Below are 22,010 nucleotides of genomic sequence, written 5' to 3'. Positions count from 1 at the left end.
GAAATAAATTAGTGCCGCATACTCAGACACAAGTGAATGCGAAGTATCCCGAAATACAGAAACACTGGGATGGTGCGCATGCGGTCTATGCGGCCCGAGTATTGCCTGGGCAATACTATGTCTCTGATCGTGAAGATGAAATGATTACCACGGTACTTGGCTCATGTATCTCCGCGTGCATTCGAGAGCGGGTGCTTAAGTTAGGTGGGATGAATCACTTTATGCTGCCAGAGGGGGATACCAAAATGGATGGTATGGCCGCGCGGTATGGGGCTTATGCGATGGAACATCTCATCAACGACATACTTAAGGTCGGCGGACGGAGGGAAAACTTGGAGGTTAAAATCTTCGGTGGCGGCAGGATGATGAGGGGGCTTAGTGATGTAGGCGGTAAGAATATTTCTTTTGTTCGCAGCTTTCTTGAATTAGAGCGAATAGCAATCGTTGCCGAAGATGTCGGGCTTGAGTTCTCTAGAAAAATAAATTACTTCCCAACGACTGGGCGTGTTCTTGTTAAGAGACTTAGGTCCCTGCACGCGAATATGGTTATTCATGAAGAAGAAGTTTACGAGCGTAAACTACACGACAAGCCAGTAAGCAGCGATATAGAGCTATTTGATTAATTGGCTTTAAAGCTTGAGCTTGCTAAGGGAGAGTTTTTAATTGCAGATGGTTGCGGGTAGGATCGTATCGACGAAACGTTGATTATTTGCTGATAAATATTTTGAGCAAGTCGCCAACCTCGTCTTGCGCGCCGTCTAGAATATCGAAAATTCGACTTTTATCCAATTTTAATTGATCCCATGCACTATCCATTATTGCCGGGCCGTCTTCTAATTTATCGCTTTCAAGCTCAGCGAGTACAGCTAGACTATTTGCTATATGAATGAGCATAACTAAGTCCGGGGTTGGGACTATTTTGTTAGGTTCATGGTGCGCATACAAGCACTCCTGTAGTGACCGAGGTAGCTTCCATTTCATAGCTAGTTCAAGGCCTACGTTGGTGTGGTCGTAGCCGAGAACTTCTTTTTCGCAAAGATACGTCGTGAGACCGTCGAATTCTGAAATGGATTTAGAAAGAAACTCTTCAGATTCTTCCTCAAGACGGCTAAATATAATTAGCTGTCCGATATCATGTAACAGTCCTGCAGTGAAGGCGGCGCCGGCGTCTATGCCTTTACATTGCTTTGCAATCCGTTTAGCGATCGTTGCACAAAGTAGGCTGTGCTTCCAAAAATCCTCAATGCTAATCAGATCATTTGTTAGCGCGTTAAATGAGCGAGCTACCTCAATTCCCATAACGAGTTCGTTGATTTGACGATATCCAAGGCGCGAAACAGCTCGTGAGACAGTGTTTATCTCTACGCCGGTATTTAGGGCGGCACTGTTTGAGATTCGCAATACAGCGGCAGTAAGCGCTGGGTCGCGTTCAATTATGTCGGTAACTTCTTTAGCGGAATTGTCACCCTTGCTCAGCGCATTATTTAAAGCGATGGCTACGTCGGGAAAAGATATTAATGAGGTGGTATCCGCTACCAGTTGCTGCGCATTAGGCATAGTAAAAACACTCGATATTCATATACCTAAGTAGAGGTATATTGACACTTCGGAATATTCGTACAGATTCGGCTTAGTTTAGTCGTTACTCAATAAGTATCATCACTAATAGGGAGATTGCAATTCTTGTGATGAACTGCTCACTAATTATATTACTTCGAATAAAAGGAATAGGAAAATATGAATATTATGGTTGTTGATGACAGCACTGCTATGCGTAACATGATAATACGTACATTACGGCAAGCTGGGTTCGGCGGCAACGATATTTCCCAGGCAGAAGACGGCGTTGTGGCGCTTGAATCGATAAAGAATAAAGTTCCAGATTTAATCTTGGCAGATTGGAATATGCCTAATATGACTGGAATCGAATTGCTTGAAGCGATGAACGAGGAAGGTATTAAAACAAAGTTTGGATTTATTACCACTGAGGCAACAGCAGAAATGCGCGCAAAAGCATCAGCAGGCGGTGCCAAGTTTTTAATATCCAAGCCATTTTCAGTTGAATCCTTCGAAAAAGTTCTAACAGCAATAATGTAATTGGGGCGCCCAAAAATGACGAATCGGCTGATTGTACCAAACGGCGAAAGTGTTTCTGACATGTTATCGATGCTATACGGTAGCGACATCGATACTTCGGAGATACCAGATAAGAAAATTGATGGTGCTTTTGTTGCTAATTTTATAAACGATGATGGCGAACTTGTTGCCTTATGTGCATGTGATCCTGCCTTTGTTGCCTATTCAGGCGCGGCGCTTTCAATGATGCCGGCTGGTGGCGCAGAAGACATGATAAAAAGTGGGGACTTCACTAAGACCTCGGTTGATAACTTTTATGAAGTTATCAATGTGTGTTCGCGGCTGCTCATGTCCGACTCATCTACACACATAAAACTGGATAAGGTCTTTAGGCCAGCTGAAGCGTCAGCAGTATCAGATGGTTTTACTCCTAGAACGACTGTCGGGTTCAAACTAAAAATACCTCGGTACGGCTTCGGAAAAATGCTATTTAGCATTATTTAGAGTTTTCTAACTCAAAACTGTGGGTTGTAATTAATGCGATTTTACACAGCTTTAGGATTCATGTTTATTGCATTAGGTTTAATTGGTGCAGTTCTGCCTCTGTTGCCGACAACGCCATTTATTTTGCTTGCCGCCGGATGTTTTTCTAAGTCATCAGCGCGTTGGCACCGCTGGTTGCTAAGCAATAGATTTTTTGGCCCCTGTATTGAGCGCTGGGAGAGCCAGCGATGTGTTAACTGTAAAACGAAGATAGTTTCCTTGCTTTCGATGGCGATTATGGGATCAGCTTCGCTTGGATTCGCCAGCCACGGTGTGTACTTCAAGGTTGTGGGTGGCGGACTGATGTTAATTGGCGCGCTATGTATTTTGAGGATCAATACGTGTAGATCGAACTCGCTTCTTTCTGGCGCTGTTAAGAGTCCAATAGCCTAATCATGCTTATAGGTGGAAGTGATGTGTTTACTTCGTAAATACGAAAAATCAGGTGGGCTATAAATTGAATACTAGCGCAGACCTAGCAGATCAAAGATTCGAATTTCCTTTTCAAAATGAGCACTTTGAAAAGTTGAAGGGCTTAGTCTTCGAGCACACTGGCATTACTTTAGGTGATGAAAAAAAGCAGCTGACGTACAGTCGCTACTCTAAGCGATTACGCGCTTTAGGTATAACTGACTTTAATGACTACATTGATATTATCAGCTCCGGCGACGAATCGGAGCTGCCATTTTTTATCAGTGCAATAACAACTAATTTCACGAGCTTTTTTAGAGAAAATCACCATTTCGAGTTTTTGGTGAATGAAGTGTCGCGGTTGATAAAGATTAAAAAATCAGTTCGCATCTGGTCGGCTGGTTGTTCTAGCGGCGAAGAGCCTTATTCTATGGCGATGTCTCTACTTCACGGCGTACAGGGTATAGAAACTGCAGATGTCAAGATATTGGCAACCGACTTAGATACTGCAATTTTGGCTACCGCATCTCGAGGTATATATTCTGATGAGCGTTTTGATAACGCCAACGATTCGATTGTTAATCCTTGGATTAAGCGGGGTAAGGGCGAAAATTCAGGCTTTGTCATGATTCATCCAAAAGTGAGAGAAATGATCACCTATCGTCAGCTAAATCTTTTGGGTCAATGGCCGATAAAGACATCATTCGACATTATATTTTGTCGTAATGTTGTTATTTACTTTAGTAAGGATGTGCAGAGAACACTGTTTGATCGATTTTCAAAAAATCAGAGTAAGGGGGGGAAGTTGATGATTGGTCATTCGGAAAACCTCGCAGGGGTTTGCGAGTCCTATCGCTTAATTGGCAGAACCATATACGAAAAAATTTAGTAACAAATTAATAGATGACCAGAGAGTTGACCGAAATGGTTAAAATCTCGGTTTAGGAGATACGAAATGGAAGCGAAAATAAAGACAAATACAAAGGGGCGCGTAGTTTCTAGAGCGGCGACTCCAAAAGCGAAAGCACCAAGCGCGACAAAAGCATCGACCAAGGCGAGAGCTCCTGCTAAAGCGAAGGTGGCACCGCGATCGTCATCTTCTAAGTTAGAGCTTGACGCATTGAAAAAAGAGTTAAGTCAATTGCGGTTGACTGTCGCAGGGGTTATGACTCCGATTATGATGGTGGATAAAAATCGCATTGTAACTTACGCGAATAACGCTGCTATTACTCTGTTAGAGAAGCATTCTAAGGTTTTCTCATCTATTTACTCGCGGTTTGACGCAGGTAACTTAAACGGATTATGTGTTGATCACGTTTTTTCTGCCGATCCGTCATACAAACCGCAGCAGTTGAGTGATCCTACGGTGTCTGCTCGGTCTCTAGAAATCTCTGTTGGCGAATTGGTACTCAATATTAATGTTACCGCCAATATTGATGAGGCCGGTGTACACGTCGGCAGCATACTGGAGTGGCATGACGTAACCGAACAGCACGCAAAGGAAGAGCGAGTTGTGCGGCTTCAGACTGCAGTCGATAGAGCAATGACAGCGATCATGATGATCGATCGCGATTTGGTAGTAACCTACGTTAACGATGCAACCCGCAAATTATTGGCAGGTTACAGCGATGAGCTTCGTGAAGTATATCCGGGTTTTGATGTTGAAAACATTGTCGGCACCTGTATAGATATTTTCCATAAAAACCCGGCTCATCAACGCGGTATGCTAAGCGACCCAGCGAACCTTCCACATTCAGCAGATATCCATGTGGGAAACCTTATTTTTAATATTAATGTTACCTCTCAGATAGGTGCAGATGGCTCTTACATTGGCAATACACTTGAATGGCTTGATGTAACCGAGGTTCGCGCTAAAGAGACCGAAGTGGCGAGATTGCAAACCGCCGTAGGCAGCGCTATGACGGCGATTATGATGGTCGATCGTGATCTAATTGTTACCTATGTTAATGAGTCAACTAGCACTCTATTAGGCCGCCATCGTGATGCAATGGCCGCAGTCTATCCAGGCTTCGACGTCGATAATATTGTTGGCACTTGCATTGATATTTTCCACAAGAATCCAGCTCACCAGCGCGGCATGTTAAGTGATCCGTCTAATCTACCGCACTCGGTTGATATCAATGTTGGTCATCTTATATTCAATATAAATGTTACCGCTCAAGTCGACAAAGTCGGTAACTATATCGGCAACACACTTGAATGGCTTGATGTAACAGAGCAGCGTGCTAAGGAAATCGAAATCGCCTGCTTACAGTCAGCCGTGAATGGCGCTGAAGCCAACTTAATGATGTGCGACGCGGATTTGAATATTACCTATGCAAATCCTGCTGTTATTGAAATGCTTCGAAATCGTGAAGACGTATTGCGCGCTCGATTCCCCTCGTTCTCTGTCGAGAATTTAGTAGGGCAGTCCATCGATCAATTCCACAAGCACCCCGGCCATCAGCGTGGTTTGTTGGCCAATGTTAGCGACCTACCCGCTAGAGCCGAAATAAAAATTGCCGACCTTGAGTTCGAGGTAAATGCGACCGCGATACTCGGAGCAAACGGCGAATATATGGGTAATATGGTTGAGTGGAAGGATATTACTGAACAAAAGGATGCTGAACGTCAGATTGCGTCCTTGATAGAGTCCGCGTCCAAGGGAGAGTTAGGTCAGCGCTTGAATGCAGAGCGTTACCAAGGCTTTATGCGCCGTTTGAGTGTTTCGGTAAATGGGCTTATGGACGCTATTGTTAGTGAGCAAAGCAATGCTGAAAATCAAATTAGCGGTTTGTTGGACAGTGCGATAGCTGGCAAATTGGATAGTCGAATAAACGACAAAGATACAGTCGGTTTCTTAAGCCGCTTAGCTGCAGGTTTAAACCGATTGATGGATGCTATTTCTGCACCTCTAACTGAAAGTTCACGTGTAATGGCTGCATTGTCTGAAGGTGATTTGATTCAGGTTATGAATGGTGAATATCACGGTGAATTTGCCACAATGCAAGATGCTTTAAATCTTTCTGTAAACAATCTGAGAGATATGGTTACGCAGATTCGAGAAGCGGCAACAGGTATTCAAAGTTCCGCATCAGAAATCGCGCAGGGTAACTTAGACCTTTCAAATCGGACTGAGGCGCAAGCAGCGTCATTAGAAGAAACCGCATCGAGCGTAGAGGAATTCACCGCAACCGTTAAGCAAAATGCCGAAAATGCATCCCAAGCTAATACTCTTGCAGCGAGCGCAAGAGGCCAAGCTGAAAAAGGTGGCGAGGTCGTGGGCCGAGCAGTAGGTGCGATGAGAGAGATAAACTCTTCGTCTAAACGCATTTCAGACATTATTGGCGTTATAGACGAAATAGCATTCCAGACTAACTTGCTCGCGCTAAATGCGGCTGTTGAAGCTGCGCGCGCAGGCGAGCAGGGCCGAGGTTTCGCGGTAGTAGCCTCTGAGGTGCGTAATCTGGCGCAACGCAGCGCTCAGGCTGCTAAAGAAATAAAAACACTAATCAAAGATAGTGTAGAAAAAGTGGACGAGGGAACTAAGCTCATTGATGAATCTGGGGCTACACTTGGTGAAATCGTGAGTAGCGTGAAGAAGGTGTCGGACATCATTGCTGAAATAGCCTTGGCTAGCCAAGAACAGGCGTCAGGTATTGAACAGGTTAATAAAGCTATTGCTGAAATGGACAAGGTAACCCAGGAGAATGCCGCTTTGGTTGAGCAGGCGGCAGCGGCCAGTCAATCCATGGATTCCTTGTCGCGTGGGCTGAGTGATCAGATGACTTATTTCCGTACATCGGCTAACGATGTTGCCTCAGTCTCTACCAAGGCTACGCTAACGCCGAAGCCTACTGAGTCTCGTGGTGGTGATGTTCATCGAATCGTTCCTCGCTCGAAACCAACACCAACCAAGCTGCCAGTCCGGAAGATGGCAAGTAATGATCATAGCGATGACTGGGAAGAGTTCTAATTGTAGAGGTATTGCAGCGTGAATATCACACAGAAATTTCGCGCTGCTTCTTCCCTTTCTGAATACGCATAAATTATAAATAATCTGACAGTCCTTATGTGTGTTCTGGGTATTCTGGAGGCTTTATGCTGAATCCCGTTACGCTTGCTGATGGTGCTAAACCGCGAATTAAGGTCTTGGTCATTGATGACTCGGCGCTCATGCGCCATGTTTTGTCAGAAATTTTGAGTTCTGACCCCGATATTGAAGTTGTTGGCGTCGCGTCAGACCCATTCATAGCGCGCGAAAAAATCAAGCTGCTTAACCCAGATGTTCTCACTCTGGATGTTGAGATGCCTAAGATGGATGGCTTGCAATTTCTGCGTAATTTAATGCGCTTGCGACCAATGCCAGTAGTAATGGTGTCGTCGCTTACACAGAAAAATGCCTCGGTTACACTAGAGGCATTAGAATTAGGTGCGGTAGATTTTGTTAGCAAACCAGAAATAGATATCGCCAGCAAACTAAAAGAATATGCTAGCGAGATAATCGAGAAAGTAAAGATCGCTAGGTACGCAACAGTCTCAAAGTTAGTTGAAAGCAATAGTCGACACTCTCGTGAATCCTATATCTCACCAGGGGGGATTGTGACTACGAACAGTAATTTGAACTTTAAAACCACAGATCAGATTATTGCCATTGGCGCATCAACGGGGGGAACAGAAGCTATTCGAGAAGTGCTCGAACGTTTGCCTATTGATACACCGGGAACGGTTATTGTTCAGCACATTCCAGGGATGTTTAGTGGTCCATTTGCTGAGCGGATGAATAAGTGCAGTGCGATGACCGTGTGTGAGGCGGTCGACGGCCAGCGAGTTTTGCATGGGCATGCATATATAGCACCAGGTGATTTTCATTTGAGTTTACGGCGTGATGGTGCCCGTTATTACTGCGTGCTGAGTGACCACGATCCGGTGAATCGGCATCGTCCTTCGGTGGATGTATTGTTCCATTCGGTGGCAAAGTATGTGGGCAAAAATGCTGTCGGCGTTATTTTGACCGGTATGGGAAAAGATGGTGCCGAGGGATTGAAAGCGATGCATGAAGCGGGGGCGAGAACCCTTGTGCAGGACGAAGCATCGTCGATAGTCTGGGGTATGCCTGGCGCTGCTGTTGCGGTCGGCGCTGTTGATGAAATTCTGAGCTTAGGAAAAATATCATCTAAAATTGTAAGTCTTTATGAGGAAATGCGACCGTAAAGTCGCAGTCGCTCGGCAGTGATTTGGTCGAATATTTTTGTTTGTCGATTTCCGAATCATAAGAGTTGTAAATTTTCTTAGACAAACTTCCTCATTGAGTACTGTTGGTTTTCAGGTTTATCAGTTGTTATTTTGGTTATACCTAGTAACGGTTTTAGATATATCTTTGGCTTGATCTTATTGTTAAGCCTTATATCCTATTTAAAAGGTAGTTTATGCATACTCAGAAAGCGTCTGACCTTGCTCGTCGTTTGAGTGCTGCTTACGCTATTTTAATTGTTATCGCGCTAAGTTTGATCCCAATATTTGCCACCGCCTATCTGTATATTTATCAAGACTCGCATTTATTTTTTCACAGTCATAGCGATCATGAAATTGCGATTGTCATAGCGATCGTTCAAAGTAGCTTCATCGCTATAATAGCTTGGCTTTGTTTTCAATATTCCGGCGAGCAATTTTCCCGTTGGTTGGCGCTTGGCTTCTTTGCATTCACTCTTATTTACGCATGTCACGGCATCTTTACCAGAATTTCGTCAATAAATATTTGGCAGTTTGTACTTTATGGTCCTGTTAGTCGCTTGGCTATGATGTCTTGCTTTTTTGCGGGTTTACTTACTTATGGTAAACCTTCTCTGGATGAGGAAAGTGGGCAGCGACGTGGGCGTTGGTTTGTTTGGGTTTCGATACTTCTGTTGATTAATGTTGCCGTTTTTGTATTGGCGTCAACGCCTTGGGCGCCGGATGCGCAGAAGATATTTGAGATTATTGCGCTACTTATTGCCGTGGTGTGCATAGTGATAGTGTGGCGACGGAAGTTAGACTCGCCCTTAATGACAATTTTTTCGGTATCACTATTATTTTTTGCTCAATCTTCTATAGCGTTTCTATTAAGCTCGCCGTGGAATCATCTCTGGTGGTTCGCTCATATTATTTTTGCTACGGGTTTTATACTACTGAGCTATGGCGTTATTAGAGCATTTTTGACGACTCAGTCTTTCGCACTTGTGTTTAGCCAAGATGATTTGATGGGGCAGGTGCAGGCCGAGAAGGATCGTGCGGAAAAAGCCTTAGTTGATTTGCAGTTAGCCTACAATGAGCTGGGAAGTACTAATGACTTATTGCAGTCGGTACTGGAGTCTGCCTCAGAGTTCTCAATTATTGCTACCGATATCCATGGGGTGATAACTATATTTAATAAAGGCGCAGAGCAGATGTTGGGGTACAAATCAGAGGAGGTGGTGGGATTGCGAAAACCCGTTATTCTGCACTCATCTGATGAAATAGAAAGACGTAGTAAAGAGCTTAGTGAAGAATTTGGGCGAGTAATTTCCGGCTTTCGGGTTTTCGTCGCCAAATCGGAAATTGATGGTCATGAGACGAGAGAGTGGACATATATTCACAAAGATGGTCATCAGTTGTTAGTCTCATTGGTGATAATGACGATTCGTTCTGCTAAGGGTGAGATAACCGGCTATTTAGGCATTGCTGAAAATATTACTGAACGTAAGCGTCTAGCTAATTTGAAGGCAGAGTTTATTTCAACGGTAAGCCATGAATTGCGCACACCGCTCACCTCGATAATAGGGAGTCTAGATATAATTCAAAGTGGTGTGTTGGGGCCTGTCTCAGATTCCATTTCGCAAATAATTACTGTTGCATATACAAATAGTCAGCGCTTAAAACTATTGATAGACGATCTGTTGGATTTGGAAAAAATTAGCGCCGGTAAGCTCAATTTTGAGTTTGAATACCAACAGCTCATGCCAATTGTTGCTCAGGCAATCGAGAATATGCGTCCTTATGGCATTAGTCGGCGGATTGATTTGATATTACATCCCGCGGTAGAGAGTAATCTTCTTGTTCGGGTAGACACCATACGATTTCAGCAAATCTTGGCAAATCTAATATCAAACGCCGTAAAATTTTCACCTGTGGATGAAGTGGTAGATATATTTGTCAAAAAACGAAACGATGGCGTGCGTATAGAAGTGTCCGACCACGGCAGTGGTATTCCATGGTCTTTTAGGGCGAATATTTTCCAGCGGTTTTCTCAGGCAGATGGTTCAGATTCTCGTCAACAAGGCGGTTCAGGCTTAGGTTTGGCGATCACAAGTCAACTTGTCGAACATATGGGAGGCTCAATAGGTTTTGAGTCTGAGCCTGGTCACGGGGCTCTGTTCTGGGTTGAATTACCATTGCAGCAACACGTTGAATTAGAGCCGGGGTATTGAATCGGGCCACGTGCTCAGCGGGATAGCTACATAGCACGGTGGCTTAGACTGTCTAACCGCGCTTACTAGTAGACCTAATCGAGTTCACTCAAGTCCCCTATTTTCCGTCGTTGTCTGTTAAAAAATAGGCGCTGAACAGCGAAGTTAAACCGTCTCCGTTGCCCCAGAGTGAGATAGCGCGATTTCCTAACGCCATGCGTGTCAATTCCCCCATTACTAAGTGGGCTATCGCAGCTCTAAGCTCCTCAGGTTCCTGCGTTTTTTGGCTTCCGATCAACGCAGATGAGTCGTAAATGATATCAATGAACTCTGCCAGTTTTGTTGTTACGGGGCCGTTATTTTCTTCTGCTAGCATGGCGTGAACGAGTACACCGCCGACGCCATTCTCTTCGCGCTCTACATCTCTTAGCACGCCGAATATCTTCTGCATCACCGTGGTGTAGTCGCCATCTGTGTCGGAAATGACGCAGAGCAGGCGTTCTCTGGTTATACGCAGAATATCGTCAGTGACCGCCGCGATGAGAGCTTGCTTGGACGGAAAATGATGGAGCAGAGAGGGGCGTTTGATTCCACTTCGAGTTGCTATCGCCTCGAGTGGTGCCGCAATGCCTTGTGCCGCAAATTCAATACGGGCAGCTTGCAGTATCTTTTCGCGAGTTTCCGGGGCATCAATTTGACGTTTGGGTCTTGCCATTACGTGTTCTTCAACTCCTGATAATTAGCGTGGCTTTAAGCGTGGTAGGTGTTCTCATTCTGTATCTTCTCACATATCTACTTTTCAGCGCGCGAGCTTCTTGACATTTAATCTACTCATGAGTAGATTAATCTGAAAAATAACGGCTAACCGCCTCTTAATCTCGCAGCATGTCTTGAGGTAGCGGTTTTTATTCACCTTTATAGTCGAGGGTTTTATGGGCAATATTACTTTTATAGAGCACGACGGCACCGAACATATTGTTGATATTGCCGAGGGGAAAACCCTAATGCAAATTGCTATGGATAACCTCGTACCGGGAATAGATGCTGATTGCGGCGGTTCATGCGCCTGTGGAACTTGCCATGTTATCGTTGACTCCGCGTGGGTAAGTGCCACTGGAATCGCGAGTGATGAAGAGTTGATGATGCTGGATATGACCCCGGAAAAAACTGACACGTCACGCTTGTCTTGCCAAATCAAAGCCTCGCAATCATTGGATGGCGTGGTCGTACGCTTACCTGAGTTTCAAATGTAGGTTTTGTATTGTCTGGTTAAAAACGTGTTCTGAAGTAACTAATAAAAATTATTATACGGCTGAAATCATATGAGTATTAAATCTGAGTTAAAAGAAAAAGGCCGATCTATTATTGAAAAAAGTTCTGCTGCGGTTCCTATACATATGCAAATTAAAGGGGCGCATTTATTTCAAAAAGCTAAGAATACGGTGTTTAAGCGCGAGGGGTTTCCTGCTTTTGTTGAATATGACATTCCAGATGTGATGAGCTTAGAGCTTAAAGATATAGACGTTAGCAATCCCTTTCTGTTCAAGCAAAATTGTTGGGAGCCGTATTTTAAACGCTTGCGTGACGAGCGCCCAGTGCACTATCAAAAAAACAGTCCTTTCGGTGCATTCTGGTCGATAACTCGCTACGAAGACATCCTATTTGTGGATAAACATCATGAGCTGTTTTCTGCTGAGCCAATTATTATGATTGGCGATCGGCCCGACGGCCTGCATGCAGATACCTTTATTGCTATGGACCCGCCAAAGCACGATGTTCAGCGCCAGGCGGTGCAAGGCGTGGTTTCCCCGCAAAACCTTAAGGAGATGGAGGCTCTAATCCGCAGTCGCGCAGAAGATGTCTTAGACAACCTCCCTATCAACGAGCCCTTTGACTGGGTCGAGAGGGTGTCCATTGAGCTCACGGCTAGAATGCTCGCTACCCTATTTGATTTTCCTTATGAGCGGCGCCGTGATTTGGCAAAGTGGTCGGATATTATTGGTGGTGCCGCGCAGTTAACTGGGGGAGCGGGATCTGTTGATGAGAACTTTACGGCTGCGGCAGAAATAGCAAAGGCCTTCTCTGAGCTATGGCGGGCAAAAGAAGCCAAAAAGGCAGCCGGGGAAGAGATGGGCTTTGATCTGATTAGTATGTTGCTCGCGAATGAAGAGACTAAGAGCATGGTTAATAGACCGATGGAGTTTATTGGTAATTTGTCTCTATTGATTGTCGGCGGTAACGACACCACGCGAAACTCAATGACGGGTGGTGTACTTGCCTTGAATCAGTTCCCTGATGAATTTATTAAGCTCAAAAACAATCCGAGTCTGATTCCTAATATGGTGTCTGAGATAATTCGTTGGCAAACGCCGTTAGCCTATATGCGCCGCGTTGCTAAAGAGGATGTTGAATTAAATGGCCAAACTATTCGAAAAGGCGACAAGGTTGTTATGTGGTATGTCTCTGGTAACAGAGATGAACGAGCTATAGATCAGCCGGATCAATTCCTAATTGATCGCAAAAATGCGCGGAATCATCTCTCCTTTGGTTTTGGTGTGCACCGTTGCATGGGTAACCGCTTGGCTGAAATGCAGCTGCGTATATTGTGGGAAGAGATATTAAAGCGCTTTGACAATATTGAAGTGATAGGTGAACCAGACTATGTGCAATCGAATTTTGTGAAAGGTTACTCAAAAATGATGGTAAGGCTTACGGCTAAGTCGTAGATAAAGTTTAGTTTACGTCGTCTTAGGCCTGGTGCTAAACGACGATTTTTGAGTGTAAATGGCTTAATTCTGTGTCAGTTTACATTTTTCTTAGGTTCGTGCTCGGATTTCTATTTTCCGCTTTTCTGTGTGATTAGTATGACTTTTTTGATGGGCGTACCGTCGTAGTTTTATGCGCTGCGTCCATCATGTTTCAGTTAATAATTTCGGAGTTAGAATTTTAAAATAAATACTAATGTGTTTGCATCGCATTTTATTGTTCAAAATATTGCCGTTGGTATTGCGGTATTAACAGATAAGAGTGCTGACCCAGTTTCCCCTCGTTGGTTTGCTTAAGGCAATTACGAAGCAAGAATTGCAAAGTACAGAATAATTTCGATTTGTTCCGTCTTTAGTCTGTATCTGCGCGTTTCGCGTGTGGATGTGGATTATGATCTAAAAGCAAACTTACCTAGTAGTGCTGACGTTTCTAAAACTCTAAAATTTCATATTTAGTTGATTTGAAAGCTGCGAGCCACTCTATCATTTTCTGTTTTCAGTGAGCGCCGCCGCTGTCTACCGGTGCATGTTTACCGTGTATGGGTTTGGTGCCCCAGATGGCGAAAATAAGTACAAGAAACATCATCGATGAAAAAAAGAAAATATCATTCGCTCCTAGTGTGCTGGCCTGCACAGACAGTGTTCGCTCGAACATGGCATTGGCTTGATCACTACTTAAGCCTAGTTGCTGCAAGTTGCGCATGTTATCGGTGTAGATGGGATTGTAGGCGTTGGCGTGCTCCATTAATTGGCTGTGATGAAGAGCCGAGCGACTGTCCCATGCGGTGGTAGCTATCGATGAACCGAAGCCCCCGCAAAGAACGCGCACAAAGTTACTTAGACCACTGGCAGCCGGTATTTGCTCTGGCTTCAAGCCGGACATAATGAGTAGGGTAAGTGGTGTGAAGAAGACCGCCATTGCGAAACCCTGAATATAGGCGGGTAGCACGACGTTCCAGTTATCTACGCCGGAGGTGAATAGCGAACGCATATATAAAACTAGGGAAAATATAAGAAAGCCACAAGTAGCGAGTAGGCGCGCGTCCATGCGATGAATATTACGCCCGACAATAGGGGATAACATTATGGCGAATAAACCCACTGGCGCCATGGCTAAGCCAGCTTGCGTGGCAGTGTAGGCAATTTGAGTTTGCAGCCATAGTGGCAATATCACTATGTTACCGAAAAACGCGCCATAGCCGAGTGAAAGTGCAATTACCCCGCCGGTGAAATTGCGATTACGGAATAATGATAAATCTACAATGGGGTGTTTTTCGTGTCTTTCCCAAATTAGGAAAAAAACAAAACCAATGACTGCAATGATAGACAAGGTAATAATTTGTCCCGAGTTAAACCAATCCAGTTCGCGACCTTTATCTAGCATGATTTGCAGCGAGGCAATCCACAGGACTAAAAGTGACAGGCCAACAGTGTCTACGGGCAACTTTTTAGTCGCGGTTTCGCGTTTTTTATATATCGTCCATGTCGAATAAGTCGCCAATAACCCCAGTGGTACGTTGATATAAAAAATCCAGGGCCACGAATAGTTGTCTGAAATCCAGCCCCCAAGTATAGGGCCAATGACCGGCGCAACGAGGGTTGTCACGCTCCATAGCGCCATTGCTGTTCCTGCCTTAGCTTGAGGAAAACTCGCCAATAAGAGTGACTGGGACATCGGTATCATAGGGCCGGCCACAGCGCCTTGCAGTATCCGAAAGACGATTAGCATTTCAATACTTAGCGCAGTTCCGCAAAGAAAGGAGGCGAGTACAAATAGCAGCGTAGATGTAATAAATAGCCGAACTTGACCAAAGCGTTGCGAGAGCCAGCCAGTAAGCGGTATGGCAATGGCGTTGGATACCGCAAACGAGGTGATCACCCATGTGCCCTGGTTTGCTGATACACCAAGATCACCCGCAATAGTGGGGATGGCCACATTGGCAATAGATGAGTCGAGTACGTTCATGAACGTGGCAAGTGATACCGAGACAGCGCCAATCGCTAATACTGCACCTTGTAATGGTGGCAATGTGGCACCGGCATTTACAGCATTCGCCATATCAACAATTCCTTAGTACGCGGTCAGCGTGGCTAAATTAGAAGGAGCACCGAGATTGTCGCTAATGATTTTGTCTACTAAGGCTTCTGCGGCGTGACCGGCGACATCGTAAACACTCGTTGCATATGTTGCTGTTAGGTTGTCTGACGCTTGAGTTAGTTGCGCGCCGGTGTCATCGCTGATGTCAATATTTGCAATCATCGATAGACCAATGCGTAGTGGATTTGCCTCCAGCTGCTTAGGGTCTAGGGCAATACGCACAGGTAGGCGTTGAACAACCTTAATCCAGTTGCCGGTCGCATTTTGTGGCGGCAGTAAGCTGAACGCGCTGCCAGTACCTGCTTCTAGGCCAACGACGTAACCTTGATACTCAACGTCGCTGCCATACATGTCTGCCGTTAATGTGACAGATTGGCCGATGCGAATATGATGGAGTTGGCTTTCTTTAAAATTGGCGTCAACCCACACTTGATCTAATGGAATTACCGCCATAAGGGGTTTCCCGGGTGCAACGCGCTGACCTAGCTGGACGCCGCGCTTAGAGACATAGCCATCAATAGGAGACAGGATACGCATACGCTGGAGGTTTAAGTAGGCGGAGCGAACCTTAGCTGCGGCAGCTACAACTTCTGGATGGGATTCGATGGAGGTGTTTTCGGTTAGCGCTTGATTGCCAGAAAGCGCTTCGCGAGCGGCAAGTAGGTCTGACTTCGCAGATTTCACGGCGACTTCACTATGGTGCAGTTCTTCGTAAGAGATCGCGCCTGTTTGACCTAGGCCACTGCGGCGCTTTAGATCTGCTTTGGCGCTGTTAAGTGCGGTCTCTCGCAAATCGATTTGGGCGTTAAGCGCATCGTTACCGGTAAACAATGCGCGTACTTTACGCACTGTTTGCGCCAACTCAGCTTGGGCTTGATCCAGCGCTATCTGTGCGTCAGTGTCGTCAAGTTTAATGAGCATTTGCCCGGCCTTTACGCGCTTCGTGTCGTCGGCGTATATGGCGACAACTGTGCCATTGGTTTGCGGCATAACCTGAATAATATTACCAGCTACATAGGCGTCGTCGGTATCTTCATGGTGTCGGCCTATTAAGAACCAATGCGCGAATGCCATAGCGCCAAGGACGATGAAAATAAATCCTGCGGTAAGCATTTGGCGACGGCGACTGCCATTGTTCGCGGACGTGTCGAGAGTAGTTGAATTAGTCATTTGGGCTGCCTACAGAGTCAATCCTTGCGGTAATTATGTTTGCGCCATTCGCTTCTGGACTCGCGCTTTCTGAGCTGACGTCGGTCTCGAAATGAGTGGCTACGGTAGATTCATTAGTTTCAATATTTGGGTAGCCCCCGCCCAAGGCGCGGGCCAACTCAACACGGTTTGTAAGTTCGCGCGCCCGCAGTTGGGATTGAAATAACTGCTGTTGAATGACCATGCTTTGTGCATTTAGCACGCTTAGGTAGTTACCCAGCCCAGCCTGGTAGCGCTGTATAGCAAGATCATAAGCGCTGCTGGCAGCGAGTAAGGCGAGTTGCTGTTGTTCTATTTGCGTCTGTAAAAAACGATAGCTATTCAGTTGATCTGCCACATCGCGAAGGGCGTCAATCAGAGTTAGGTTGTAATTTGCCACGGCGGCGTCGTACTCCGCGTAACTTGTTTTTAAGTTCGCGCGCAGGCGACCACCCTCAAAAATAGGCAGTGATAGTGCTGGTCCGGCGCCGTAATTTTGGCTACTTGAACGTAGTAAACGATCCAGTCCGATACTGGATACACCGGCAAACGCGACCAAATTGATGTTTGGATAAAAGGCCGCTTTGCTTGCGCTAGTGTCTTGCTGGGTAGCTTCTACTTGCCAGCGAGCGGCGACTACATCCGGGCGATGCCCAATTAGCGAAATTCGCAAATCTTTCGGTGCAAGAGCGAGGTCATTGGCATCGCTTGCAGGAAATGTTGCTTTCATGTGGAGCGCGCGATCAGGTCCTGCGCCTAACAACGCGGCCAATGCATTTTGTGTATTGACGATATTTTCTTTTACCATCTCAATATTTGTGCGCGTTATCGGTATTTGAGTTTCTGCTTGCTTGAGCTCAACCTGGGTATCTAGACCTGCATCAAATCGCTGTTTAGTAAGATCGTAGATGTGTTGGCGCTGCTTAAGCGCGCCCTCGCCAATACTTAAAAAATGTTGTAATTGCGCGAGTTGGAAATAGGTTTTAGACACGGCACTCGCGATCATTAATCGTGCGCTGGCTGACTCAGCTTGCGCTGCCGCCAGACGAGAACGGCTTGCGGCAGTGGCAGCGCGGTTGCGTCCCCAAAAGTCTAATTCGTATGTTGCCTGTAGGGTGATATTGCCACTGCTTTGTGCCGTTCCCGCTAGCGACGTTGGATACATACCGTTTTCGGTGTAGTGCTGGCGGGTGGCATCCGCAGAAAGCGCGGCGTTCGGCAGGCTAGCCGCTCGAAAGTAGTGAAGTGAGGCGTTAGCACGGTCAAGCTTTGCGGCCGCTATGGCCAGCGTGGGGCTGTTTTCCAGTGCCTCTTCGATCAAGCCATCGAGTTGCGGATCCTTAAAGCTAGTCCACCATGCCTGGCTTGGCCATGCGTCAACGGTAGGTGCTAGAGTTTGCGCGTTATTTAGGCTTTGCTCAGCGCTGAGGCTCGCCGCGTCGAGCATCGATTTACCGCTGCTGATACCCGCGTAATTTGCGCATCCACCGATACTAGTGATGAGTGTTAGCGTCAATATACTGAGGCAGAGTGAGTTACGTTGGCTAGTCACTATTTTTCCTCTGGGTTGGCTATGGCGTCGGCGTCGTTGATGAGCTTTTTGAGTAAGCGCTTCAATGTCGAAATTTCATCGGCGTCAAAGTTTTGTAAGTGCTGATTTAGTGCATTTATCGCAATGATGGGCATTTTCTCAACGACGAGTTTTCCGTAATCGCTCAGCACAATTTTGATGACACGACGATCCTCAAGGCTGCGCTTTCGGATGATGATTTCCTTCGCTTCAAGGCGATCAAGCATTCGGGTTGTGGCGCCGGTGTCCAGATTAGTCTCTCGTGCCAGTTCCGCCGCTGTTGAGCAGTTCTTTTGCTTTAGTGTCATAAGAAACGCGAACTGTGGATGGGTTAAATCGTAGGGCGCCAGTTGCTTGTCTATGGCGGCGGTTAAGAATCCATAGCAGCGCTTCAAAAGATACCCAATGCTTTCGTTCTGTTGGTAGTCGGCCAAATTGTAAGGGCCGTCTGGATTTTCAACAGCAAGGTCGAGAATATCCATAGGAATCATAATCACAGTCTGTAAATAGGTGTTATGGCAGTATCTGCAGTAACAATAGTTGCCTAGGCAGGCAATATGCCAAGACAATAAAGAAAATGCAAGTCTTGGCGGTATTGCTGGATGGCTGATGGTGTGCTGAGCTGATTATATGACTACGTTGGCGTCCTACTTAGCTAGCGTGATTGCAATGAGGGGGCGAACGTCAAACCCCTGCGTCCCGAACGCAGAGGTCTGCCAAGCTGAGCTACATTCCGTCGCATTAGTGTTTTCCGCTATTAATATAAAAGTAGGGTTGGTGGGGAAGTCCACTGTCAGCACAGGAGGAAGTCCAGTAATTAATGAAAATCATGGGAGCTAGTGTCGACGCTCATGAGGTGGTCGTGGCTTTCAATACTGAAGGCCACGACATGAATCACCGGTGCCGCGTGACCACTTTCTGCTTTTTGTACGCAGCCTTTTATGATCAGTATACGACCTTGTAAGATAGCTTTTTGATAGCGTTCTTGCACGGCGGGCCACACAATAATATTACTGTTGCCGGTTTCATCTTCTATAGTCACAAATAATACGCCCGAGGCGGTGCCTGGCCGTTGCCGGCAGCTGACTAAGCCGCCAATCCGAATAAATCGTCCGTTATGAACTTCACTTAGCTTGTCCGCACGAACACAGTTGGCGAACAGTTTGTGGCTGCGGAGCAGGGCGAGAGGGTGGCGCCGCAGGGTGACACCGGTATGGCGATAATCACTGAGTACCTCTTCGGTTTCGACGGGGGGAGAGAGTTGAATGGTCTCGTCTTGTTTGGCTTGTAAATTACCGAGAGGAGCTGGTGCTTGCCATGCACTGATTTCCCATAAGCTTTGGTAACGGTGCAAATTAAAGCAATGAAACGCATCGGCCTGCACTAGTTGCTGCCAATATTGTTTAGCAATATTGAGCCGGGTGCAAAAATCATCAATGCTGTGGAATAGCGCATCCTGCCGCACTTGGCAAAGTTGTGTAGCGCTGCTTTTGGGCAGCCCCTTAATGAGCCTTAAACCCAAGCGCAGGGCTGGTGCTTGTGGATCACCTTCTAAGTGATGGTCCCAGTGGCTGTGATTAATGCAGATGGCACGTACTTCTATATTGTGACGGCGGGCATCTTGGATGAGTTGCGAGGGTGAATAGAAGCCCATGGGTTGGCTGTTTAATAAGCCGCAATAGAAGGCGGCCGGATAATGGCGCTTAAGCCATGCAGAGGCGTAGGCGAGTAGGGCAAAGCTGGCGGAGTGGGATTCAGGGAAACCGTAGGCGCCAAAACCTTTCATTTGACTGAATAGTCGCTCGGCAAAGGCTTCGCTATAACCCCGTTCGCGCATACCATCGACCAACTTGGCGCGGAATTTTTCTAAATCACCATTCTTACCCCAGCTTGCCATAGCGCGTCGTAACTGATCGGCTTCACCACCACTGAAACCGGCGGCGACCATCGCGAGCTGTATAACCTGCTCTTGAAATACCGGTACGCCGAGGGTGCGTTTTAATACCCGTTCTATGGCCTCGTTTTCATATTTGGCTACGTCCAAACCCTGCCGCCGCTGTAAAAAAGGATGCACCATACCGCCTTGAATCGGGCCGGGCCTGACGATGGCAATTTGAATAACTAAATCGTAAAACGTGCGGGGTTGCAGGCGGGGTAGCATGGTCATTTGGGCGCGGGATTCTATTTGAAACACGCCAACACTGTCGGCTTTGCACAGCATTTGATAGGTGGATGCGTCTTCGGCAGGAATGTCACTGAGCTGCTGAACACTGCCGCCTGCAGCGCTGATATAGCCAAGGCTTTTACGCAGAGCGCTAAGCATGCCGAGGGCCAGTACATCGATTTTCATCATCCCCAGTGATTCTAAGTCTTCTTTGTCCCACTGGATAATAGTGCGCTCGGGCATCGCGGCATTTTCTATCGGCACCAAACTAGCGATAGGGTCGCGGGTAATGACAAAGCCACCGACGTGCTGGGATAAATGACGAGGGAATCCCAAAATCTCATTGAGTAGCGTCATAAACTGCTGAATGGGAATGCTACTGGTGTCGAACTGGGTTTCCTGTAGGCGTTGTATAAAGGTGCTTTTGTCATCCCACCACGCCATATTGCGCGATAGTTTTTGCAGTAAATAATCGTCTAAGCCTAGTGCTTTGCCCACATCTCTCACCGCGCTCCTGCGCCGGTAGCTAATAATAGTGGCGGCGAGGGCGGCGTGCTGACGACCGTATTTTTTATAAATATATTGAATAACTTCTTCGCGGCGCTCGTGTTCAAAATCGACATCGATATCGGGCGGCTCGTCGCGCTCTCTGGAAATAAAACGCTCGAATAATAATTGCCCCCGTGACGGATCGACCTCGGTAATGAATAGGCAATAGCATACGGCGGAGTTCGCTGCTGAGCCTCGTCCCTGACAGAGAATACCTTGGTTGCGGGCAAACTGGACAATATCGTAAACAGTTAAAAAATAGTGCTCGTAGCGCAGCTCGGCGATTAAGGACAGTTCTTTATCGATGAGACTGTTCACCAGTTCTGGTACCCCTTTAGGCCAGCGTCGCTGGGCGCCGTGCATGGTGATTTCGCGGAGAAATTCACAGGCGTTTTTATTGTTAGGTACTACTTCGTTGGGATACTGATAGCACAACTCGGACAAGCTAAATGTGCAGCGTGCGGCAACGCTAGCAGCTTCCTTTAGCAAGTCTTCGGGATAGTCGCGTTGTAGCAAATCTAATGTTTTAAGATAGTGCTCGCTGTTGGCTTGTAACTGTCTGCCAAGGTTTTGCACGGGGGTATTAAGGCGAATAGCGCTGAGCACATCTTGCAGAGGTTTACGCTGCCTATAGTGCATATGAATATTACCGCAGGCAACCATTGTGATTTTGTGCCGCGCGGCGAGTTGATAGCGGGCTAGGTAATAAGGTTCAGCTTGCTGCTGACCGTGTAAGTTAATACCTAGCCACAAGCGATCAGCAAAGTATTGTTTTAGCTCAATAGCGTAGCGCTCTATCGCGGCTTGTTCTGTGGCATCGGACAGAATCCAAATAGCAAAACAGTGCTGACTGTAGCGATGTACATCACTCAAGTTTAACTGGTAGTTTCCTTTGCTACTGTGCAAGCGTGCACGACTGATGAGCGAGCAAAGTTCGGTGTAGGCTTGCCGTATAGGTGCGAGTAAGACGAGATGAATTCCTTCGTCTAGGAAAAATTCGGCACCACAAATTAGTTTTATCCCATGTTCTTTACTGGCGCGGTAGGCGCGTACAATCCCGGAGAGTGAGCATTCGTCGGTAATGGCAATGGCATCGTAGCCAAGTTCGGCAGCCTTGCTGACGAGTTCCTGGGGATGGGATGCGCCGCGTAAAAAACTAAAGTTACTTAGGCAGTGAAGCTCGGCATAAGACGCCTCTGTAATTGGCTTTTCAGACAGCATG

The 22,010-nt window shown here is 46.5% G+C and carries 17 protein-coding genes; 10 read left to right on the top strand and 7 right to left on the bottom strand.

Features of this window, described 5'->3' with window-relative positions; genetic code table 11:
- Positions 1-11 precede the first annotated feature (11 nt).
- Complete coding sequence (gene cheD, locus O9X78_RS02695) at positions 12-623, top strand: chemoreceptor glutamine deamidase CheD (protein WP_269618069.1); 612 nt, start codon at positions 12-14, stop codon at positions 621-623.
- A gap of 82 nt (positions 624-705) precedes the next feature.
- On the opposite strand, the gene O9X78_RS02690 is transcribed toward cheD, so the two are convergent.
- Positions 706-1,557, bottom strand: coding sequence for an HDOD domain-containing protein (locus tag O9X78_RS02690; protein WP_269618068.1), 852 nt, complete (start codon positions 1,555-1,557; stop codon positions 706-708).
- A gap of 180 nt (positions 1,558-1,737) precedes the next feature.
- Here O9X78_RS02690 and O9X78_RS02685 point away from each other — a divergent pair, with 180 nt between their 5' ends.
- From O9X78_RS02685 to O9X78_RS02660, 7 genes are all read left to right on the top strand, one after another.
- Positions 1,738-2,097, top strand: a complete 360-nt coding sequence (locus O9X78_RS02685; RefSeq protein WP_269618067.1) for a response regulator — start codon at positions 1,738-1,740, stop codon at positions 2,095-2,097.
- Positions 2,098-2,112: 15 nt separating this feature from the next.
- Positions 2,113-2,580: a hypothetical protein gene (locus tag O9X78_RS02680; protein WP_269618066.1), complete on the top strand. Its 468-nt coding sequence runs from the start codon at positions 2,113-2,115 to the stop codon at positions 2,578-2,580.
- Positions 2,581-2,613: 33 nt separating this feature from the next.
- Positions 2,614-3,012: a YbaN family protein gene (locus O9X78_RS20900; protein ID WP_350339229.1), complete on the top strand. Its 399-nt coding sequence runs from the start codon at positions 2,614-2,616 to the stop codon at positions 3,010-3,012.
- Between the two features lie 64 nt (positions 3,013-3,076).
- Entirely contained in the window at positions 3,077-3,919 is an 843-nt protein-coding gene (locus tag O9X78_RS02675) for a CheR family methyltransferase (protein ID WP_269618065.1), read from the top strand.
- A gap of 66 nt (positions 3,920-3,985) precedes the next feature.
- A complete protein-coding gene (locus O9X78_RS02670; RefSeq protein WP_269618064.1) occupies positions 3,986-7,006 on the top strand; it encodes a methyl-accepting chemotaxis protein in 3,021 nt (1,006 codons plus the stop codon).
- Between the two features lie 125 nt (positions 7,007-7,131).
- Complete coding sequence (locus tag O9X78_RS02665) at positions 7,132-8,244, top strand: protein-glutamate methylesterase/protein-glutamine glutaminase (RefSeq protein ID WP_269618063.1); 1,113 nt, start codon at positions 7,132-7,134, stop codon at positions 8,242-8,244.
- A gap of 215 nt (positions 8,245-8,459) precedes the next feature.
- On the top strand, positions 8,460-10,475 hold the full coding sequence (locus tag O9X78_RS02660) for an ATP-binding protein (RefSeq protein ID WP_269618062.1): 2,016 nt from the start codon (positions 8,460-8,462) through the stop codon (positions 10,473-10,475).
- A 97-nt stretch (positions 10,476-10,572) separates the two neighbouring features.
- Here O9X78_RS02660 and O9X78_RS02655 read toward each other — a convergent pair whose 3' ends face one another.
- Complete coding sequence (locus O9X78_RS02655) at positions 10,573-11,169, bottom strand: TetR/AcrR family transcriptional regulator (RefSeq protein ID WP_269618061.1); 597 nt, start codon at positions 11,167-11,169, stop codon at positions 10,573-10,575.
- A 217-nt stretch (positions 11,170-11,386) separates the two neighbouring features.
- On the opposite strand from O9X78_RS02655, the gene O9X78_RS02650 reads away from it, so the two are divergent.
- Both O9X78_RS02650 and O9X78_RS02645 read left to right on the top strand, forming a co-directional pair.
- Positions 11,387-11,707 (top strand): 2Fe-2S iron-sulfur cluster-binding protein, encoded by a 321-nt coding sequence (locus O9X78_RS02650; protein ID WP_269618060.1) that lies wholly within the window; start codon positions 11,387-11,389, stop codon positions 11,705-11,707.
- A 69-nt stretch (positions 11,708-11,776) separates the two neighbouring features.
- Entirely contained in the window at positions 11,777-13,180 is a 1,404-nt protein-coding gene (locus tag O9X78_RS02645; RefSeq protein ID WP_269618059.1) for a cytochrome P450, read from the top strand.
- Positions 13,181-13,715: 535 nt separating this feature from the next.
- On the opposite strand, the gene O9X78_RS02640 is transcribed toward O9X78_RS02645, so the two are convergent.
- From O9X78_RS02640 to O9X78_RS02620, 5 genes are all read right to left on the bottom strand, one after another.
- A complete protein-coding gene (locus O9X78_RS02640) occupies positions 13,716-15,278 on the bottom strand; it encodes a DHA2 family efflux MFS transporter permease subunit (protein ID WP_269618058.1) in 1,563 nt (520 codons plus the stop codon).
- 12 nt (positions 15,279-15,290) lie between these two features.
- Complete coding sequence (locus O9X78_RS02635) at positions 15,291-16,487, bottom strand: HlyD family secretion protein (protein ID WP_269618057.1); 1,197 nt, start codon at positions 16,485-16,487, stop codon at positions 15,291-15,293.
- Complete coding sequence (locus tag O9X78_RS02630; protein ID WP_269618056.1) at positions 16,480-18,057, bottom strand: efflux transporter outer membrane subunit; 1,578 nt, start codon at positions 18,055-18,057, stop codon at positions 16,480-16,482. The genes O9X78_RS02635 and O9X78_RS02630 overlap by 8 nt, the downstream gene beginning before the upstream one ends.
- Positions 18,057-18,566, bottom strand: coding sequence for a MarR family winged helix-turn-helix transcriptional regulator (locus O9X78_RS02625; RefSeq protein ID WP_269618055.1), 510 nt, complete (start codon positions 18,564-18,566; stop codon positions 18,057-18,059). The genes O9X78_RS02630 and O9X78_RS02625 overlap by 1 nt, the downstream gene beginning before the upstream one ends.
- A gap of 326 nt (positions 18,567-18,892) precedes the next feature.
- Complete coding sequence (locus tag O9X78_RS02620; protein ID WP_269618054.1) at positions 18,893-22,009, bottom strand: error-prone DNA polymerase; 3,117 nt, start codon at positions 22,007-22,009, stop codon at positions 18,893-18,895.
- Position 22,010: the final 1 nt, after the last annotated feature.

The sequence above is a fragment of the Zhongshania aquatica genome (genome assembly GCF_027257955.1).
GTDB classification, from domain to species: Bacteria; Pseudomonadota; Gammaproteobacteria; order Pseudomonadales; family Spongiibacteraceae; genus Spongiibacter; species Spongiibacter aquatica.
Note: the sequence above shows the minus strand (reverse complement) of the source record. Positions and strands in the feature narration are given on the sequence as shown.

Excerpts from the sequence above, each read along its gene's own strand:
- O9X78_RS02665 (WP_269618063.1), top strand. The coding sequence starts at position 7,132 with ATGCTGAATCCCGTTACGCTTGCTGATGGTGCTAAACCGCGAATTAAG.
- O9X78_RS02650 (WP_269618060.1), top strand. The coding sequence starts at position 11,387 with ATGGGCAATATTACTTTTATAGAGCACGACGGCACCGAACATATTGTT.
- O9X78_RS02620 (WP_269618054.1), bottom strand. The coding sequence starts at position 22,009 with ATGCTGTCTGAAAAGCCAATTACAGAGGCGTCTTATGCCGAGCTTCAC.
- O9X78_RS02685 (WP_269618067.1), top strand. The coding sequence starts at position 1,738 with ATGAATATTATGGTTGTTGATGACAGCACTGCTATGCGTAACATGATA.
- O9X78_RS02690 (WP_269618068.1), bottom strand. The coding sequence starts at position 1,557 with ATGCCTAATGCGCAGCAACTGGTAGCGGATACCACCTCATTAATATCT.
- O9X78_RS02655 (WP_269618061.1), bottom strand. The coding sequence starts at position 11,169 with ATGGCAAGACCCAAACGTCAAATTGATGCCCCGGAAACTCGCGAAAAG.
- O9X78_RS02625 (WP_269618055.1), bottom strand. The coding sequence starts at position 18,566 with ATGATTCCTATGGATATTCTCGACCTTGCTGTTGAAAATCCAGACGGC.
- O9X78_RS02680 (WP_269618066.1), top strand. The coding sequence starts at position 2,113 with ATGACGAATCGGCTGATTGTACCAAACGGCGAAAGTGTTTCTGACATG.
- O9X78_RS02645 (WP_269618059.1), top strand. The coding sequence starts at position 11,777 with ATGAGTATTAAATCTGAGTTAAAAGAAAAAGGCCGATCTATTATTGAA.
- O9X78_RS02660 (WP_269618062.1), top strand. The coding sequence starts at position 8,460 with ATGCATACTCAGAAAGCGTCTGACCTTGCTCGTCGTTTGAGTGCTGCT.
- O9X78_RS02670 (WP_269618064.1), top strand. The coding sequence starts at position 3,986 with ATGGAAGCGAAAATAAAGACAAATACAAAGGGGCGCGTAGTTTCTAGA.
- O9X78_RS02640 (WP_269618058.1), bottom strand. The coding sequence starts at position 15,278 with ATGGCGAATGCTGTAAATGCCGGTGCCACATTGCCACCATTACAAGGT.
- O9X78_RS02635 (WP_269618057.1), bottom strand. The coding sequence starts at position 16,487 with ATGACTAATTCAACTACTCTCGACACGTCCGCGAACAATGGCAGTCGC.
- O9X78_RS20900 (WP_350339229.1), top strand. The coding sequence starts at position 2,614 with ATGCGATTTTACACAGCTTTAGGATTCATGTTTATTGCATTAGGTTTA.